We start from the raw sequence: 18,650 nt of genomic DNA on the forward strand, positions 1-18,650 counted from the left end.
ATCATGACACCACGTTTCTTCGCGAGCCTGCTGGCCGCTTCCCTGACCCTGCCGATAGTCGTGCAGGCCGATCCTGCCGAGCGCCTGGCCGACTCTCTCGAGGTCAACGGTCAGCCCATGCCGGTGGTGAGCGTTCGCGAGACGCCCATGGCGAATATCTTCGAGGTGCGACTGGAAAGCGGCGAAACTTTCTACAGCAACGCTTCGGGTGATCATTTCCTGGTCGGCGATCTCTACCAGAATGCCGAGAACGGCCTGGTCAACCTCACTGAGCAGGGCCGCAACGGCGAACGCGCCGCGCGCCTGGCCCAGGTGGCGCAGCAGGACCGGGTGGTCTTTCGAGGGGACGGTGAGAGCCGCGCCACGGTGACGGTCTTCACCGACACCACTTGTCCCTATTGCCGCCAGTTACACGAGGAAGTACCCAAGCTCAACGAGATGGGTGTCGAGGTGCATTATCTGGCCTTCCCGCGGACGGGCATGAAGGGCGAGGGGGCCCGGGTGATGCAGCAGGTCTGGTGCGCGGGCAATCCCACGGAGGCGATGACTGCCGCCAAGCGCGAGGAACGCCTCGAGGGTGGCGGAAGCTGCGACAATCCGGTCGAGGAGCAGTATCATCTAGGCTTGGAGCTTGGTGTTCAGGGCACGCCAGCGATCGTTCTTCCCGACGGGCGTCTGGTGCCAGGCTACGTGCCGGCGGAGCGCCTGGTTGAAATGCTCGGCCTGAACGAATAATCGCCGCCACCAACAATCGTCGGCGGCAGGGGCCCGATCAGGGTCCGTCATTCTATGAAACACGCCAGAACACACGTCAGAAAACAAGGGGAATAACATTGAAACCGGTGAGAGTGGGAATCTGTGGTCTGGGGACCGTCGGCGGCGGCACCTTCAACGTGCTGACACGCAACGCCGACGACATTGCCCGGCGGGCGGGGCGGCCGATCATCATCGAACAGGTCGCCTACCGCAGCCTCAATCCCGAGTGTGACATCACTGGCATCAAGGCCACCACTGACGCCTTCGAGGTGGCCACCAACCCTGATATTGATGTGTTGGTCGAGCTGATCGGTGGCTATGATCTGGCCCGCGAACTGGTGTTGACCGCCATTGCCAACGGCAAGCACGTGGTGACCGCCAACAAGGCGCTGATCGCCGTGCACGGCAACGAGATCTTCAAGGCGGCTCACGAGCAAGGCGTCATCGTCGCCTTCGAGGCGGCGGTCGCCGGCGGTATCCCGGTCATCAAGTCACTGCGCGAGGGCCTCGGCGCCAACCGCATCGAGTGGGTCGCCGGCATCATCAACGGCACTGGCAACTACATCCTCACCCATATGCGCGAAGAAAGGCGCGCCTTCGAGGATGTGCTCGCCGAGGCCCAGGCGCTGGGGTATGCCGAGGCCGACCCGACCTTCGATGTCGAGGGCATCGACGCTGCCCACAAGCTCACTATCCTCGCGTCTATCGCCTATGGTGTGCCCCTGCAGTTCGACAAGGCCTTCACCGAGGGTATCTCGCGCATCACGGCAGAAGATATCGAGCAGGCCGACAACCTGGGCTATGTGATCAAACATCTGGGGATCTCCAAGCGCACCGAGGCCGGGCTGGAGCTGCGCGTGCACCCGACGCTGATTCCCAAGCAGCGCCTGCTGGCCAGTGTCTATGGTGTGAAGAACGCCATCGCGATCATGGGCGATGCCGTGGGACCAACGCTTTACTACGGCGCTGGGGCCGGCGCGGAGCCCACTGCTTCCGCCGTGGTGGCGGATCTGCTGGACGTCGCACGCGACATCAGCACCGATCATCACTATCGGGTTCCCTACCTGGCGTTCAGCGGGATCGGCGACGAGATCAACAAGCTGCCGATCATGCCCATGGAGGACATCATCACCGCCTATTACTTGCGTCTGCTGGCGGTGGACCGCCCCGGCGTACTGGCCCGGGTGGCGACCATCCTCGCTGAGCAGGGGATCTCGATCGAGGCGTTGATCCAGAAGGAGGCGACCGAAGGTGAGCTGGTGCCGATCATCCTGCTGACCCACCGCACGCGCGAGAAGCAGATGAACGAGGCCATTCGCCTGATCGAGTCGATGGCCGACATCGCCGGCCCGGTAACGCGCATCCGCGTCGAGTCGCTGGACGAGCAGGAGTAGGCCATGCGCTACATCAGTACCCGCGGGCAGGCACCTGCGCTCTCCTTCGAGGAGGTCGTACTCACCGGCATGGCCAGCGACGGGGGCTTATACGTCCCGGAGACCATCCCCTGGCTCTCACATGACGACCTGGCCAGCATGGCGGGCTTGTCCTATGCCGAGATTGCCTTTCGGGTCATGAAACCCTATGTCGGCGGCGAGATCGACGACGCGACCTTCCGTCGTATCGTCGAGGAGGCCTACGCCACCTTCAGCCACGACGCCGTAGTGCCACTCAACCAGCTCGATGCCAATCATTTCCTGCTCGAGCTGTTCCACGGACCGACCCTGGCCTTCAAGGACGTGGCCCTGCAGCTGCTCGGCCGTCTGCTCGACCATTTCCTCGATAAGCGAGGCGAGCGTGCGGTGATCATGGGCGCTACGTCCGGCGATACCGGCTCCGCGGCTATCGAGGGCTGCCGTCATTGCGACAATCTCGATATCTTCATTCTCCACCCCTATCAGCGGGTCTCCGAGGTCCAGCGCCGCCAGATGACCACGGTGCTCGCCGACAACGTCTTCAACGTGGCGATCGAGGGCAACTTCGACGACGCCCAGGCGATAGTCAAGGCGAGCTTCGCCGACCAGGCCTTCCTGAATGGCGCGCGACTGGTGGCGGTGAACTCCATCAACTGGGCGCGGATCATGGCCCAGATCGTCTACTACGTGGCCTCCGCCGTGGCGCTTGGGGCGCCGCACCGACCGGTCAGTTTCTGCGTGCCCTCGGCCAACTTCGGTAACCTCTTCGCCGGCTACATGGCCTATCGCATGAGCCTGCCGGTAACGCAGTTCATCATCGCCACCAACGCCAACGACATCCTGCACCGCACGCTGGCTGACAACGACTTCTCCAAGCGGGAACTCGTCGCGACGCTGGCGCCGTCCATGGATATCGTGGTGTCGTCCAACTTCGAGCGCCTGCTCTTTGAAGCCTACGAGCGCGATGGCGATGCCGTTCGCGCTCTGCTCGAGCGTTTCCAGAATGAGCCCGCGGCCCTGGCCGATGCCCCGTTGGCCAAGCTGCGCGAGCGCTTCGCCAGTTACCGTGTGGATGACGCCACCTTGCTCGAGGTGATCCGCGAGGCGCGCCATCGCACCAAGGAACTCCTCGATCCCCATACCGCCACTGGCTATCGTGCCGCGGAGCGGGTGCGCGGCGATGCCCAGACGCCGATGATCACGCTGGCTACGGCGCATCCCGCCAAGTTCGCCGAGGCGGTGGTCAAGGCGGGCTTCTCCGGTGTGCCACTCCCGGCGCACATGGAGGATCTGCTGGAGCGTGAAGAGCGCTATACGGTACTGCCGGCTGACCTCGCTGCCGTGCAGCAGTTCGTGGCCGAGAACCGGCGGTAGGTGATGTCTGGTCTGGACGAGGTGGCGACCTATTCCAGCGACCTGCATGAGCGGCTCAAGCCCCGCCTTCAGGCGCGCACCCGCGATGAGGCGCTCTATGCGCGTGCCTTGAGCGAGGGGCTCTCCGAGCTGCAGGCGCGGGTGCTGGCTGGGCGGCTCAACGGTTACCGAGGGGAACTCGCCCCGCTGGTGACCCCGAGCCTGCGCCACCTGACCCATCCCGAGCAACTCCGGGACGCTCGCCGCGCGGCAGAGCGTATCGCCCAGGCAGTGGTCGACGGCGAGCATATCGGCATCCTGACCGACTACGACGTCGATGGCATCACCTCCCACGTCGTGATTCGGCGCACCCTGGTCGAGCTGTTCGGCGTGCCCGAGGCACGGCTGCATAGCCTGATCGGCCATCGCATCCACGACGGCTACGGCATCAGCCTGCCGCTGGTAGAGCGCACGCTCGCGCTCTCGCCGCGGCCGAGCCTGGTGATCACGGCGGATTGCGGCAGCTCCGACGAGCCGCGTATCGCGCGCCTCAAGGCCGAAGGCATCGACGTGGTGGTCAGCGACCATCACGCCCTGCCGTTGGAGGGGCCACCGGCCTCGGCCTACGCCACCGTCAATCCCACCCGCGAGGACTGTGATTATCCCGACACCACGATCGCCGGCTGCATGGTCGCCTGGCTGGTCATGTCGCTGTCGCGCAGCGTGTTGATCGAATGGGGCCTGCTGGCGGCCGCCACGCCCAAGCTTGCGCCCTGGCTCTCCTACGTGGCACTGGGGACGGTAGCCGACTGCGTGTCGCTGGGCGGCAGTGCCGCCAACCGGGCAGTGGTCAATTACGGCTTGAACCTGATCAACCGCATGGATGCCGCCTGCTGGCGGGCCATGGCGGCCAGGCTGGGGGCCGACAGTGTGCCCTTTGACGCCGAGACCCTAGCCTTCCAGATGGGCCCGCGAATCAATGCCCGCTCGCGCCTCGACGATCCCTATGCGGCGCTGTACTTCATGCTCGCCGAAGACGATGCGGTCGCGCATCGGCATCTGGCAACGCTGGATCAGGACAATCAGTCGCGCAAGGCGATAGAGGCCGAGATGAGCGAGGAGGCCCGCCAGCTGGCTATTCCCTCGTTGGTGGCCAATGAGCCGGCCATCGTGCTCTACCTCGAGAGTGGCCACCCCGGCGTGCAGGGTATCGTCGCCTCGCGGCTGGTCCAGGCCTTCGGCCGACCGGCGCTGGTACTGACCCCGGCGGCCGCCCCGGGCATGCTGACTGGTTCGGGTCGCTCCATCGAGGGGCTGCATCTGCGTGACGCCCTGCAGCGCACCTTTGAGCTGGCGCCCCTGTGCCTGCCGCGCTTCGGCGGCCATCGCGGCGCCGCCGGGGTGGGGGTGCCGGTCGAGCAAATGGCGGCATTCCGCGTGGCCTTTCTCCAGGCGGTAAGTGAGCAGCTCGGCGATAGGGAACTCTGCCCGCGGGTCTTTACCGATGGCGCGCTGACGCCCGCGCAGTTGAGCCTCGCCACTCTCGATGAGCTCGCTGTGCTCGGGCCTTACGGGCGTGAATTCGATGCCCCGCTGTTCGAGGGCGAGTTTCTGGTTGAACACTTGCGTCCGGTGGGGGCCGATGGCAATCATCTGATGATGGAGCTGTCGGCGGGCGCGGTGACCCAGCGGGGAATCTGGTTCCGCGCCCTGACCCCTGGGGAGTTGCCGGCCTTTGGCGTCGGCGACCGCCTTCGCTGCGCCTACAAGCTCAATCGCAATCGCTGGCGAGGGCGGGAGAGCCTGCAGTTGATGATCGAGCATGCGGAAGCCTGTTAGGCACCCTGTTTAAGGAACACCGATGGATCCCCAGGACCTGCCCAAAGACCCGCATCGCCCCCATGAAGATGTCATGGCCATGCTGGTGGGCACGCTGTTCGTGGCGCTCGGCGTGACGCTTTACACAGAGGCTCTGCTGTTGACCGGCAGCACCGCCGGATTGGCTTTCCTGCTGCAATATGCCACCGGCTGGCGCTTCGGCGTCTGGTTCTTCGCCATCAACCTGCCGTTCTACTATCTGGCCATCAAGCGCATGGGCTGGTCGTTCACGCTGCGTACCTTCGCCGCGATCGCCCTGGTGTCGGTGTTCTCGGAGCTGACCGGGCGCTGGATCGTTATCGACTCCCTCCATCCGCTCTACGCGTCGCTGATGGGCGGCAGTCTGATCGGCATCGGCATGTTGATCCTGTTTCGTCACCGCACCAGCCTCGGCGGGATCAATATCCTTGCGCTCTTCCTGCAGGACCGTTACGGACTGCGAGCCGGCTATGTGCAGCTGGGTATCGACGGCCTGATCATGCTCGCCGCGCTCCTGGTGCTCCCCATGGAGCGAGTAGGGCTCTCGGTACTCGGCGCGGTGGCGCTGAATCTGATCATTGCGCTGAACCACAAGCCGGGGCGCTATATGGGCGTCAGTTAAAATTTGTGAATCAGTAGGTTGGCCAGACGCCAGGGGTAGCCAGCTCCAGCAGGTGGCCGTCGGGGTCGCGAAAGTAAACACTTTCGCCGCCTCGCGGCCAGTGGGTGCGCCCCTCGATGGCGATACCGAGAGCCTCTAGTTGCTCTTCCCAGGCCGCAAGCTCGCGGGCGGCGATGGCGAATGCCAGATGCACCCGGCCTTCGCCGTCATGGGGTGGAATGGTGCCCATGTCGTCGGGCAGCACCACGGTCTCCAGCGTCTCGCCGTGCAGGAACAGCAGCAGCACCGTGCCGGCGCCGGCATCATAGGCGGTGAAGCGGTGGTCGGCCGTGAAGGGTGCCAGTCCCATCACGGCCTCGAAGAAGCGCCGTGCCCGGTGCATGTCTTCCACGTAGAGCGCGGTTTCCAGCACACCGTTCAGTTTCGGAGTGGGGTGGGGCATGGGTACCTCGCGATCCGGGGGTTGTCTTCAGCATAGTCAAGCTAGCGCTGTGCCGGCCCCCAGAACCACCAGATGATCAATGCGATCAACGCCAGGCCGGCGAGATTGACGATCCAGCTCATGCGGTAGCCTCCTGCTTTTGATCGGACGCGATGTTGTCATCCCCTCGCGCGGTTTCGCGGCGCGTCTTGAACAGGCGCAACCGATTGGCGTTGCTTACTACGGTGATCGACGACAGCGACATGGCCGCCCCGGCGATCATCGGCGAGAGCAGGGTGCCGGTGAAGGGATAGAGCACACCGGCCGCAATGGGGATGCCCAGGGCGTTATAGCCGAAGGCGCCCACCAGGTTCTGCTTGATATTGGCAAGCGTCGCCCGGCTGATCTCGATGGCCGAGGCGACCCCGTGCAGCGAGCCGCGCACCAGGGTGATGCCGGCGCTCTCGATGGCCACATCGGTGCCCTGGCCGATCGCGAAGCCCACGTTGGCGCGGGCCAGCGCCGGTGCGTCATTGATGCCGTCGCCGACCATGCCCACGACCTCGCCAGCCTGCTGCAGGCGTTCGATCTCGGCATGCTTGTCCTCGGGCAGCAGGCCGGCGCGGAAGTCGTCGATGCCGACTTCTTGGGCGATCGCGGCAGCGGTGTGGGCGTTGTCGCCGGTGAGCATCACCACCTTGAGACCATCGTCCTGCAGGCGCTTCACCGCCTCGACGGTGTCGTGGCGCAGCGGGTCGCTGATGCCGAACACGGCGGCCAGCCGTCCATCCACGGCGAGATACACCACGGTGCGCGCCTTTTCTTCCAGCTTCGCGGCAACCTGGCGGCCGGGGGCCAGTTCGATGCCGGCGTCCTCCAACAGGCGGGCATTGCCCAGCAGCAGCGACTGGCCATCGGCGCTTCTCGCCTTCACCCCGCCGCCGGTGACGGTATCGAAACCCGTGATCTCGGCGGCTTTGGCGTCACGCGCGGCGGCATGGGTCATCAGGGCCGCGGCCAGTGGATGTTCGGAACCACGCTCCAAGGCGGTGACCAGGCCCAGGATATTCTGCTCGTCGCCCTCGATGACGTCGGCCTCGGTGACCCGCGGCTTGCCTTCGGTCAGGGTACCGGTCTTGTCCACCAGCAGGGTGGTGAGCTTGCTGGCGGTCTGCAGGGCCTCGCCGCTTCTTACCAGCACGCCGTGCTCGGCCGCCTTGCCGACGCCGATCATGGTCGAGATCGGGGTGGCCAGGCCCAGGGCGCAGGGACAGGCGATGATCAGCACCGTGGTGGCGGTGACCAGCATGTGAATCACCCGCGGCTCGGCACCAAAGTTAAACCAGGCCAGCGCAGTGATCACGGCGATGATCATCACCGTGGGCACGAAGATGCTCGATACCTTGTCGGCCAGTTCGCCAATGGGAGGGCGCGAATTCTGCGCGCTGGCCACCTGTTCGGTGATCTGTCCCAGGCGGGTGTCAGCCCCTACGCGCGTTGCACGATAAACCAGGCCGCCCTTGCCGTTGACGGTGCCGGCGCTGACCTCGTCGCCTTTGCCCTTGGCGACCGGCAGCGGCTCGCCGGTGAGCATCGATTCGTCGATGTAGCTCTGACCCTCGGTGACCTCGCCATCCACCGGCAGGCGCTCACCGGGGCGCACGCGAATATGATCCTCCTGGCGGACCTCGTCGATCTCGACCTCGCGCTCCTCGCCGTCGCGGATCACCCGGGCGGTGCGGCTCTGCAGGTCGAGCAGGCGCTTGAGGGCTTGACTGGTTCGGCCTCGGGCGCGCAATTCCAGGGCATTGCCGAGCAGCACCAGGCCGATGATCATCGCCGATGCCTCGAAGTAAATGCCCCGGGACACCTCGGGCAGCCAAGGCGCGAAGGCCACCACCGCCATCGAATAGAGCCAGGCGGTGCCGGTGCCCATGGCGATCAAGGTGTCCATGTTGGCCTGGTGGTGCTTGAGATTCTTCCAGGCGTTAACGAAGAAATGCCGCCCCGGGCCCGCCATCACGGTCAGGGTCAGCAGGCCGATCACCAACCAGTAGAGGCGACCGCCACCCATCGGGTGGGGGTGGAAGAAAAACATGCTGGCCATCAACGGTACGGCAAGCGTCAGCGACAGGAAGCTGCCCCGGATGCGCTGGCGATAGGCCTTCGCGTCCTTCTCGGCACGGGCCTGTTCGGCCTCGCGCATGTCGACGATAGGCTCGGCATCGTAGCCTACGTCTTGCACGGCGCGGATCAGGGCATCGAGGTCGGCGCTGCCGCGTACCTGGGCGGTATGCGTGCCGAAGTTGACCTCCGCACCCACCACCCCCGGCGTGCGCTCCAGCGCCTCGCGCACGCTTTTAACGCAACTGGCGCAGGTCATGCCGCTGATCGACAGGCGCCGCGTGGTGGCGCGCGTGTCGTCGGCCTCGGTCGCTGAGGGCGCCTGAGCGGCGGTGGCCTCGGTGGGCTCGGACGGTGTGGGGGCGATATCCTTTTCGGGAGTCGCGGGCGGGTAGCCAGCCTCGCGCAGCACCGCGTCCAGGGCGTCACCATCCAGTACGGTGGCGACTTCCAGGCGCTTCTCGGCGGGGGTGCCGGTGACGTCGGCCTGCGCGTCGCGAGCCTGGATGGCCTTGCGCATATTGGCCACGCAGCCCTGACAGTTCATGCCCGGGACCTGGCGCTTCAGTGAGTGTCGAGTGGTCATCGGGTCTCCTTGTCGGCTTCGTGGTCGGCATTGAGCGGTTCGGGAAAGCTTTCGATCAACCGGCACAGGCTATGGCCATCGGGTGTGCCATCGGGCATCTCGGCCCAGGCATCGAGGGCCTGTTCCATGCGCAACGCCAATGCCTCGAGTTCTTGGATACGGGCGCGGATCTCGGGGAGTCGGCTGGCCAGCAGGTCGCGCACCATGGGGCAGGGCGAGTCGCCATGGTCGGCGTGAGCGAGGATGTCGCGGATCTCGGCGACACCGAAGCCCAGGGTGCGGGCGCGCTGGATAAAACGCAGCCGCTCCAGGTCGGTCTGCCCGAACAGCTGGTAGCCGTTCTCCGGGTCGCGTTCGGGGTGCAGGAGTCCTTCTCGGGTGTAGTGACGCACGGTTTCGGCGGTAACGCCGGCCAGGCGTGCCAGTTCGCTGACCTTCATCGTGGTTTCCTGGATAAAATCGATGCCAGCAGTCTAAAACCTTTGGGTAACCCATAGGTCAAGCGCCATCTTGGTGTACAATAATCGGCTCGGTTTGGTTTTCTAACCTTATGAAATAATGATGCTTATTATCCTATAAGACAAAAGTATTAGCGGTTCCAGAGATTAAAACGAACGTTTGCACTTGATTGGTGGGCGCTGATGGGCGAAAACACGTCAATACGCAACGCACCACCCAGAGTGCGCTTACCAACACCTCATGCCAGAGGGTGCCGCCATGCATAACAAACTCAATAAAGTCTCCATCGCCGTCGCTATTGCCTCAACGGCACTGATCGCCTCCCAGGCGTCCGCTTCCGGCTTCCAAGTCCGCGAGCAAAGCGCCAAGACCCTGGCCAACGCCTTCTCCAACGCCGCCGCAGGCGCCGAGGATGCCAGTTTCATGGCCCATAATCCGGCGGCCATCGGTAATATCGAGGGGGATCAGGTCGCTGGTGGTCTGGCCTATATCGATGCCAATTTCGAGTTGCAGGATGCTGAAGCCTACCCGACTGGAGCGCCGCCCAGCCTCAGCTACGACAGGGGGGGCTCTCGGCAGGGGGGCGAAACGGCCGTGGTGCCAAGCTTTGCCGCCAAGACGCAACTGAGCGATGAGCTGGACCTGGGCCTGGCGGTTTATGCGCCCTACGGCCTTTCGACAAAATACGATAACGACTGGATCGGGCGGTACCACGCCATCGAGACGGAACTCACCACCGTCGATTTCCAGCCGACGCTGAACTATCGGGCCAGCGATCGTCTTAACCTGGCGGTGGGTCTGCGCGCGCAATATGCAGATGCCACCCTTTCGAATGCCATCGACCTCGGTGGGCGTGGCGTCCAGGCCGGCCAATTGCCTCCGCAAGCTATTGGCAATGCCGATGGTATAGCTGAGGTTACTGGCGATGACTGGGGGTATGGCTATATTCTGGGCGCTTTGTTTCAGGTCACCGACCAGACTCGCCTGGGGATCAGCTACCGCTCCGAGATCGATCTGACGCTGGACGGCGAGGCTCGCTTCAGTTCGGACGATCCTGCCGGTCAACAGGTGCTGGCGGGCGCTCAGTCCACCAATACACTGACGAATGGTGGTGGCACCGCCGACTTGACGACACCGGCCAACCTCAATCTGGGCGTCTATCATCAGCTGACCGATCGGCTGGCGCTGATGGCCAATGCAGAGTGGACCGAGTGGAGCAGCTTCGACGAGCTAGTCGTCGAGTTCGAGGACAATACGCCCAATAGTCGTACCGAGGAGAACTGGGACAACACTTGGGCCTTCTCGGTGGGCGCCAACTACGCCCTCACACCTCAATGGCTGCTGCGCGCAGGGTTGGGCGTCGACGAGAGCCCGGTGCCCAGCGCTGAATTCCGCACGCCGCGGGTGCCGGATGCTGATCGTCAGTGGGCGACGCTCGGCGCGACCTGGATGCCGACGCCCGAGTTGGGCATCACCGCCGGTTACATGCATGTCTTCGGCGATGATGGCGGTATCGATCAGGACGGTCTCAAAGAAGAGAACCAGACTCGCGGCAACCTGGCGGGGACCTATGAGGTCTCGGCCGATGTCGTCGCGCTCTCGGTGGATTATCGCTTCTGAGCTCGACGGCAAGGTCTTGCTGAAACCCGGCTGCGGCCGGGTTTCGTCGTTTGGTTCCGCCATGATGGATGCGACGAGTCGGCACATTCGCTACACTAGTCGCCTTTTCCGTGCCGCCGATGGGCCTGTCGTGATGCCAGCGCCGCGGCGGCCGTTTTGCCACTGTCTCTTCAGGCGAGCGAGCTTATGTTGGAAACCAACCCGATTCATAGTCTCATCAAGGACCTGGCCGAGCGGACAGACGTCCTGAGGGGGTATCTTTGACTATGCCGAAAAGAAGGATCGGCTAGAGGAAGTCACCCGCGAGCTGGAAGCGCCCGATGTCTGGAACGATCCGGACCATGCGCAGAAGCTCGGCAAGGAGCGGGCGGCGCTGGAGACGGTGGTCGAGACGCTCGACCGGCTGAGCCAGGGCCTGGCGGACAGCGCTGACCTGCTGGAGCTGGCCGAAATGGAAGATGATGAGGCCACCGTCGCCGAGGTCCAGAAGGAGCTGGACGGCCTGCAGGCTAGCCTCGAGACGCTCGAATTTCGACGCATGTTCTCCGGCGAGATGGACGAGAACAACGCCTATCTCGACATCCAGGCGGGTTCCGGCGGTACCGAGGCCCAGGACTGGGCCAACATGTTGCTGCGCATGTACCTGCGTTGGTGCGAGCACCATGGCTTCAAGGCCGAGATCATCGAGGTGTCCGCCGGCGATGTAGCTGGCATCAAGTCGGCGACGCTGCATATCCAGGGCGACTACGCCTTCGGTTGGCTGCGCACCGAAACCGGTGTTCATCGCCTGGTACGCAAGAGCCCCTTCGACTCGGGCGGCCGTCGACATACCTCGTTTGCCTCGGTGTTCCTGTCGCCGGAGATCGATGACAGTTTCGAGGTCGAGATCAATCCGTCCGACCTGCGCACCGATACCTACCGCTCGAGCGGTGCCGGCGGCCAGCACGTCAACACCACCGACTCCGCCGTGCGCATCACCCACGAGCCGACCGGTATCGTGGTCGCCTGCCAGGGCCAGCGCAGCCAGCACGCCAACCGCGACTTCGCCATGAAGCAGCTCAAGGCGAAGCTGTGGGAACTGGAAATGCAGAAGCGCAACGCCGCCAAGCAGGAGGCCGAGGATTCCAAGTCCGATATCGGCTGGGGCAGCCAGATCCGCTCCTACGTGCTGGACGACCAGCGCATCAAGGATCTGCGCACCGGCGTGCAGTCGAGCAATTGTGAAAAGGTGCTTGATGGCGATCTGGATCAGTTCATCGAAGCCAGTCTCAAGCAGGGCCTGTAGGGCTCAACAATCACTTTTTAGGTAGCGACAGGTAGCGCAATGGCCGACCAACGCTCTTCCCAGACCGGCCCCCAGGCCGACGAGAACCGCCTGATCGCCGAGCGTCGCGAAAAGCTGGCGGCTCGCCGCGAGCGGGCGGCCGCCAGTGGCACGAGCGCGTTTCCCAATGACTTTCGCCGCGATAGCCTGGCCGCCGAGCTGATCGACGAGCTCGGCGAGGTGGACAAGGCCGAACTGGAGACACGCGACCGCCAGGCCGCCGTGTCCGGGCGCATCATGCGCAAGCGCGGGCCCTTCATCGTCCTCCAGGACCCGTCGGGGACGATTCAGCTCTACGTCGACAAGAAGGGCCTGCCGGTCGAGGTGCTCGAGGACGTCAAGAGCTGGGACATCGGCGATATCGTCGCGGCGCGCGGGCCGGTGCACAAGTCCGGCAAGGGCGATCTCTACGTGAAGATGGCGGAGGCGACGCTGCTCACTAAGAGCCTGCGTCCGCTGCCCGACAAGTTCCACGGCCTCACCGACATGGAGGCGCGCTATCGCCAGCGCTACGTCGACCTGATCATGAACCCGGACTCGCGCAAGGTCTTCGAGACCCGCGCCGGGGTGATCAGCGCCATGCGACGCTTCTTCGAGGATCGCGGCTTCATGGAGGTGGAGACCCCCATGCTGCAGCCGATTCCCGGCGGCGCCACGGCGCGCCCGTTCGTGACCCACCACAATGCGCTGGATATCGATATGTACCTGCGCATCGCGCCGGAGCTCTACCTCAAGCGCCTGGTGGTGGGCGGCTTCGAGCGGGTCTTCGAGATCAATCGCAACTTCCGCAACGAAGGCCTCTCAACGCGTCACAACCCCGAGTTCACCATGATCGAGTTCTATCAGGCCCATGCCAACCACCACGACCTGATGGAACTCACCGAGCAGATGCTGCGCAGCGTGGCCCAGAAGGTGCTCGGCACCACCACCGTGGTCAATACCGTGCGCAACGCCGAAGGGGAGGTGCTGGAAACCTACCATTACGATTTCGGCCAGCCGCTCGAGCGGATCAGCGTGTTCGACGCCATCCTCGCCTACAATCCGGACATCCACGCCGAGGCACTGGCCGATACGTCCGCCGCACGCCAGATCGCCGAGCGCCTGGACATCGACGTCAAGGACGGCTGGGGGCTCGGCAAGATCCAGATCGAGATCTTCGAGAAGACCGTCGAGCATCGCCTGCAGGCGCCGACCTTCATCACCGACTATCCCACCGAGGTCAGCCCCTTGGCGCGACGCCAGGATAGCGACCCCTTCGTCACCGAGCGTTTCGAGTTCTTCGTCGGCGGCCGCGAGATTGCCAACGGCTTCTCGGAGCTCAACGATGCCGAGGATCAGGCCGAGCGATTCCGGTCGCAGGCGGCGGACAAGGAGGCCGGCGATCTGGAGGCGATGTACTACGATGCCGATTATATCCGCGCGCTGGAAGTCGGCCTGCCGCCCACCGCCGGCGAAGGGATCGGCATCGACCGGCTGGTGATGCTGTTCACCGACAGCGCCTCGATCCGCGACGTGCTGCTGTTCCCCGCCATGCGGCCGGAATAACCCGCCATGTGGCCGGAATAAGTTGGTAAGCGGCCTGCCAAGCGACCATACTGATCGGCGTTTCGATGTCGAGGAGACCGTGATGAAACTGCTCAACCGCTCCGCCCTGAGCGTCAGACCGACCCGGCATTTCGTGGACTGGATCAATGAGCTCGAGCCCACGATGGGGGACGACGATCTGACCCTGGACGATGTCGAACGCGAAAGCACCGTCTACCTGATCCCGGAAATGGACACGCCCGAGGCGCTTGAGTCCTTCGTTCGCGAGCGCTACGCCGCAATTCTCGAGACCGAGCTGCGCGCCTGGGAAGAGGACGAGCGCCAATGGCCGGAGCGCCTGGATTGGGCGCTCTTTCAGCGTTTCCTGCAGATCGAGCACAGCTATCTGGCCATCGACCTGGACGACGAGGCGCCCCTCGAGATCTCCGAAGTGGACGATTCGCTGCTGCTGGAAACCGACCGGGATTGACCGAGGCCAGTAATGCCGTGCTTTCGAGAAACCGGCTTCGGCCGGTTTCTTCACGATGGATGCCCGACACATGAGCCGACTCTTCGAGATACGCCCCGGCGATGACGGTCTGCCGTCACCCCAGCGTCGCCTGGCGGTACTGGCGTTGATTCTCGGCACCCTGATGGCGGTGGTGGATACCACCATGATCAACCTGGCGTTGCCGTCGATCGCCGATGACCTGGCGATTTCCTCGGCGCGCGCGGTGTGGGTGACCAACCTCTTCCAGATCGTCTGTGCGGCTTTTCTGCTGGTGTTCGCCGCAGTCAGCGAGCTGATCAGCCGTCGGCGCCTCTACGTGGCGGGCCTGACGCTTTTCGTGCTCGCCTCATTGGGCGCTGCGCTGTCGCGCGAGTTGAACGTGCTGCTGGCGTTCCGTGCCCTCCAGGGACTCGGGGCAGCGGCCACGCTGTCGATCGGGCCGTCGCTATATCGCTCGATTTTTCCCTCGCGGTTGCTGGGTTCGGCTCTGGGGCTGAGTGCGTTGGTGGTGGCGGCAGGCTATGCGGCAGGGCCAACGATCGGTGGCTTGGTATTGTCCGTGGCCAGTTGGCCGTGGCTGTTCGTCCTGCATCTGCCGCTGGGGATCTTCGCGCTGGTGCTGGCGTGGCGCGCCTTGCCGCGTGAACCCGGGCGGAAAGGTGGCTTCGATGGCTGGGGAGCGCTGCTGTCGGTGGCCACGCTTGGCTCCCTGTTCATCGGTATGGACGGCATTGGGCATGGCGCACCGCTCTGGCAGACGCTCGCCTGGCTATCGACGAGCCTGCTGGCCGGGATTTGCTTCGTGGGGCGCCAGCGTCGTGCCACGCACCCCTTGCTGCCGCTCTCGCTGTTCGCCGAGCGGCGCTTCAGCCTGGCGGTCTCGGCCTCGGGGCTGGCGTTTATCGGGCAGGGGCTTACCTTCGTGGCCTTGTCGTTTCTCTATCAACAGGAAATGGGTTTTACGCCGCTGCAGACGGCCTGGCTGTTTACGCCCTGGCCGCTGGCGATCATGCTGGTGGGACCGCTGGCCGGCCGGCTGGCCGATCGGGTCAATCCCAGCCTGTTGTCGTGTGCCGGACTGGTGCTGCTGTTTTTCGGACTGGCCTCTCTGGCGCTCCTCGACGCCGAGGCACGGGTGATCGATGGCCTGTGGCGTACAGGGCTTTGTGGTTTTGGCTTCGGGCTCTTTCAGCCGCCCAACAACCGCGAGATGATGGCCAGCGTGCCCTGGCAGTTCAGTTCCAGCGCCTCGGGGGTGATGAGCACCACGCGTACCGTGGGCCAGTCGCTGGGGGTCGCCCTGGTGGGTGCCTTTCTTGCCGCCAACGCGCCCGTGCAGGCCACGCTCTGGGCCGGTTGTGCCGCTTGCCTGCTGGCGCTGGTGGCCAGTCTCGGCCGTGTCACGCTGGCCGGAGAGGCCCAGGCCAGGCAGCGTCAACAGGCGAGCCGTTCCGCGGTGCCGCGTTGCGACTGAGCGAATCGCCGCCAAGGCGTTACAATGTCCCCTTTCATTCATCGAGGAGCCAACATGCGCATACAGGCCATCATCGAAGACAAGCTTCAGGCCCTCGAGCCCACCTACCTGGCGGTGGAGAACGAGAGCCATCGGCATAACGTGCCCGCGAATTCCGAGACCCACTTCAAGGTGACGCTGGTCTCCGGCCGGTTCGAGGGCATGATGCCCGTCAAACGCCACCAGCAGATCTACGCCTTGCTGGCCGACGAGCTGGCAGGCCCCGTGCATGCACTGGCCTTGCACCCCTATACGGCAGCGGAGTGGGCGGCCCGCGGCGAGGCCCGGCCCGACTCGCCGAACTGCCGGGGTGGCGACGCGTCGTGAGCCCCGATCCCCAGCGCCTTCAGTACCTGGAGGCCATGGGCGTGACGGCCTGGGTGGCCCGTTACCGCCTGCCCAATGCCCGGCCGACGCCGGCCTGTGAGTGGGAGATTCCGGCCCCGGTGGCGACCGAGCCTCCCAGTGAGCGCCTTCACGCCCTGCTCGACGAGGCGGCAAGGCCACCGTCTCCGCCGTCGTCGTCCACCCCCGAGGTGACGCGGCCCGAGCGCCATCTGCGACCCGTCGCGCGCGGCAAGGCACGGGCGCTTCTGGGCGAGCCGCCCGACGAGGCGCGCGAGTCGACATCCCCGGAACTCCAGGCAGACCCTGACACGACCCCGGCCCCTGCCGCCGGTGAGGCATTGCGCTTTATCGTTCAGGTCGCCTGTCTCGATGGTCGTTGGTTGGTGATGCTGGCGGAGCGCGCCGCCCCGCGCGCCGAGCAGGCGCGCCTGCTGGCCAATCTGTTGCAGGCGGCCGGCGTAATCCCTGAGCAATTTTCGCATTTCGAGGCCTATCACTGGCCGCAGATGGAAGGGCTGCCGGTGGAGGCGCCGCTGGACGAGGCCCGTCAGGGCCTTAAGGCGTTCCTGGATGGCCGTCGCCGGCGGGGCTGGGCCCCCGAAAGGGTGCTGCTGTTCGGCCACGACGCGGATCTGGAAGCGATTCTTGCCCTGGCCGACGGCCACTGCCCGACCCTTGCCCTACCCGCCTGGCAGGGGCCGTCGCTGAGTGAGCTGGCCGCGAGCGCCGAGGCCAAGCGTGCGCTCTGGCCGCAGATGGCCGGCTGGCGAGCGGCCTGGCGTGGTGATAGAGATGAGGTTCAGGGTGAGGCGCAAAAGGATAACGATGGTTGAGGCAAGCCCCATTGAGCACCTAGGCCCTACCCGGCTGGATGCCTTGGTGGCGCTGGAGCCGACGCGATCGCACGACATCCTGGCCTGCGAACTGGCACAGGAGGATGCGCGCGTTTTCGGCATTGGCGGTAATGAAAGATTGATCGGCTATGCCACAGTCGCAAGGCTACCCTTCGAGGCCGAGCTGCAGGCGATCCTGGTCGCTGAGCCGTATCGTCGGCAGGGGGTGGCGCGTTGCCTGCTGGAAGCGGTGATCGTGCAGGCGCGTGACTGGGAGCGCGAGCGGCTGTTACTGGAGGTCAGGGCCGGCAATGTGGCCGCACTGGCGCTGTATCGACGGCTGGGCTTCGTTCAGGATGGCCGAAGGAGTCGTTATTACCCTCCCATGGGGGCCGGGTCGTCGCGGGAGGACGCGTTGCTGATGTCGCTCCCGCTGGGCTGAGCGGTGGTCGCGTCGTGATCAGGACGCGGTCTGGCTGCTCTCGATATCGATCTCGTCGAACTTGCCCAGGACAGCGGTCAGCCGGCGCTCCCACTCTTCATGCTCCTGCTTCAGGCGGGCGTTTTCCTCGCGTAATTCTTCGGCCTCCATCTTCAAGAGCTCGAGCGCCTCGACGGCGCTGGAGACCTTCTGTTCGAGCTGGTTGAAAAGTTCGATGCTCATCCTGTTCTCCTGTAAGGGGCCTGATCGCGGCCCGCATGGCCATAATCAGCGCGCAGCGTAACGCCGCGGCCGGGGCTCAGCAAGCGTTGCTGTCCGGCGACCCGCCGGCGGTATTTGCCACGACCTGGCGGCGGTAGAGGCGGCCATGACTGTCGCCAGCGCGCACCTCCCGATGTAGCTGCCAATGGGCCGGCACCTCGGGCTCTAGCATCGCTTCGGTTTCCAGATAAATGAAGGCATCTTCGCCAAGCCAGCCTGCCTCCAGCGCCGCGCAGCAGGCGGCGGCGAACCCTTGATGGAAAGGAGGGTCAATGAACACCAGCGAATGAGGGCTGGGCTCGCGCCCAAGGAAGGCCACTGCGTCGCTGGTCACCACACGACCGCACGGCTCGGCTCCCAGGGTGGCCAGGTTGTCGGCAAGCTGTCGGGCCACTTGCGGGTCGCACTCGACGAAGCACGCCTCGCTAGCCCCGCGCGAAAGTGCCTCGAGGCCCAGGGCGCCGGTGCCGGCGAACAGGTCCAGCACGCGGGCGCCCGGCGTCAATGTGGCCAGCCAGTTGAACAGCGTCTCGCGGACACGGTCGGGTGTCGGCCGCAGCCCGGGGCTGTCGAGCACCGGTAGGCGGCGACGGCGGTACTCGCCGCCGATCAGGCGTAGCGTGCCGTTGACGCCTGGCGAGCGCCTGGAGCGGCGGGAGGGGGAGCGACGCGGTGTCATGGCGG

Annotated in this window: 18 protein-coding genes; 13 read left to right on the forward strand and 5 right to left on the reverse strand. The window is 64.9% G+C overall.

Annotated features, from left to right (window positions below):
• Positions 1-3 precede the first annotated feature (3 nt).
• From KG088_RS05305 to KG088_RS05325, 5 genes are all read left to right on the forward strand, one after another.
• A complete protein-coding gene (locus KG088_RS05305; protein ID WP_213824463.1) occupies positions 4-735 on the forward strand; it encodes a DsbC family protein in 732 nt (243 codons plus the stop codon).
• 98 nt (positions 736-833) lie between these two features.
• Positions 834-2,150 (forward strand): homoserine dehydrogenase, encoded by a 1,317-nt coding sequence (locus KG088_RS05310; protein ID WP_213824464.1) that lies wholly within the window; start codon positions 834-836, stop codon positions 2,148-2,150.
• 3 nt (positions 2,151-2,153) lie between these two features.
• Positions 2,154-3,542 carry a threonine synthase gene (gene thrC, locus KG088_RS05315; protein ID WP_213824465.1) on the forward strand — a complete coding sequence of 463 codons (1,389 nt, stop codon included), beginning with the start codon at positions 2,154-2,156 and terminating at the stop codon, positions 3,540-3,542.
• Positions 3,543-3,545: 3 nt separating this feature from the next.
• Positions 3,546-5,360 carry a single-stranded-DNA-specific exonuclease RecJ gene (locus tag KG088_RS05320; RefSeq protein ID WP_213824466.1) on the forward strand — a complete coding sequence of 605 codons (1,815 nt, stop codon included), beginning with the start codon at positions 3,546-3,548 and terminating at the stop codon, positions 5,358-5,360.
• Between the two features lie 22 nt (positions 5,361-5,382).
• A complete protein-coding gene (locus KG088_RS05325; protein WP_213824467.1) occupies positions 5,383-6,000 on the forward strand; it encodes a YitT family protein in 618 nt (205 codons plus the stop codon).
• Positions 6,001-6,010: 10 nt separating this feature from the next.
• On the opposite strand, the gene KG088_RS05330 is transcribed toward KG088_RS05325, so the two are convergent.
• The 3 genes from KG088_RS05330 to KG088_RS05340 form a co-directional block, all read right to left on the reverse strand.
• Positions 6,011-6,442: a VOC family protein gene (locus tag KG088_RS05330; protein WP_213824468.1), complete on the reverse strand. Its 432-nt coding sequence runs from the start codon at positions 6,440-6,442 to the stop codon at positions 6,011-6,013.
• A gap of 118 nt (positions 6,443-6,560) precedes the next feature.
• Complete coding sequence (locus tag KG088_RS05335; protein ID WP_213824469.1) at positions 6,561-9,131, reverse strand: heavy metal translocating P-type ATPase; 2,571 nt, start codon at positions 9,129-9,131, stop codon at positions 6,561-6,563.
• Positions 9,128-9,571: a MerR family transcriptional regulator gene (locus tag KG088_RS05340; RefSeq protein WP_213824470.1), complete on the reverse strand. Its 444-nt coding sequence runs from the start codon at positions 9,569-9,571 to the stop codon at positions 9,128-9,130. Before KG088_RS05340 ends, KG088_RS05335 begins: the two co-directional genes overlap by 4 nt.
• A 277-nt stretch (positions 9,572-9,848) precedes the next feature.
• Here KG088_RS05340 and KG088_RS05345 point away from each other — a divergent pair, with 277 nt between their 5' ends.
• The 8 genes from KG088_RS05345 (at position 9,849) to KG088_RS05380 (ending at position 17,705) form a co-directional block, all read left to right on the forward strand.
• Complete coding sequence (locus KG088_RS05345) at positions 9,849-11,210, forward strand: OmpP1/FadL family transporter (RefSeq protein WP_213824471.1); 1,362 nt, start codon at positions 9,849-9,851, stop codon at positions 11,208-11,210.
• 186 nt (positions 11,211-11,396) lie between these two features.
• Positions 11,397-12,495, forward strand: a protein-coding gene (gene prfB, locus KG088_RS05350) for a peptide chain release factor 2 (RefSeq protein ID WP_406565592.1) whose coding sequence is annotated in 2 segments (ribosomal slippage) — positions 11,397-11,471 and positions 11,473-12,495 — 1,098 coding nt in all. Because the reading frame shifts where the segments join, the coding sequence is not laid out codon by codon here.
• A 39-nt stretch (positions 12,496-12,534) separates the two neighbouring features.
• Positions 12,535-14,079, forward strand: a complete 1,545-nt coding sequence (gene lysS / locus KG088_RS05355) for a lysine--tRNA ligase (RefSeq protein WP_213824472.1) — start codon at positions 12,535-12,537, stop codon at positions 14,077-14,079.
• 82 nt (positions 14,080-14,161) lie between these two features.
• Complete coding sequence (locus tag KG088_RS05360; RefSeq protein ID WP_213824473.1) at positions 14,162-14,548, forward strand: hypothetical protein; 387 nt, start codon at positions 14,162-14,164, stop codon at positions 14,546-14,548.
• 70 nt (positions 14,549-14,618) lie between these two features.
• A complete protein-coding gene (locus KG088_RS05365; protein ID WP_213824474.1) occupies positions 14,619-16,043 on the forward strand; it encodes an MFS transporter in 1,425 nt (474 codons plus the stop codon).
• A 54-nt stretch (positions 16,044-16,097) separates the two neighbouring features.
• Entirely contained in the window at positions 16,098-16,409 is a 312-nt protein-coding gene (locus tag KG088_RS05370) for a BolA family protein (RefSeq protein ID WP_213824475.1), read from the forward strand.
• Positions 16,406-17,263, forward strand: coding sequence for a hypothetical protein (locus KG088_RS05375; RefSeq protein WP_213824476.1), 858 nt, complete (start codon positions 16,406-16,408; stop codon positions 17,261-17,263). The genes KG088_RS05370 and KG088_RS05375 overlap by 4 nt, the downstream gene beginning before the upstream one ends.
• Positions 17,256-17,705: a GNAT family N-acetyltransferase gene (locus tag KG088_RS05380; RefSeq protein WP_213824477.1), complete on the forward strand. Its 450-nt coding sequence runs from the start codon at positions 17,256-17,258 to the stop codon at positions 17,703-17,705. The genes KG088_RS05375 and KG088_RS05380 overlap by 8 nt, the downstream gene beginning before the upstream one ends.
• Positions 17,706-17,723: 18 nt before the next feature.
• On the opposite strand, the gene KG088_RS05385 is transcribed toward KG088_RS05380, so the two are convergent.
• Complete coding sequence (locus KG088_RS05385) at positions 17,724-17,927, reverse strand: cell division protein ZapB (RefSeq protein WP_213824478.1); 204 nt, start codon at positions 17,925-17,927, stop codon at positions 17,724-17,726.
• 76 nt (positions 17,928-18,003) lie between these two features.
• A complete protein-coding gene (gene rsmD, locus KG088_RS05390; RefSeq protein ID WP_213824479.1) occupies positions 18,004-18,645 on the reverse strand; it encodes a 16S rRNA (guanine(966)-N(2))-methyltransferase RsmD in 642 nt (213 codons plus the stop codon).
• Positions 18,646-18,650: the final 5 nt, after the last annotated feature.

This window comes from Halomonas jincaotanensis, from assembly GCF_018448785.1.
Classification (GTDB): Bacteria; Pseudomonadota; Gammaproteobacteria; order Pseudomonadales; family Halomonadaceae; genus Halomonas; species Halomonas jincaotanensis.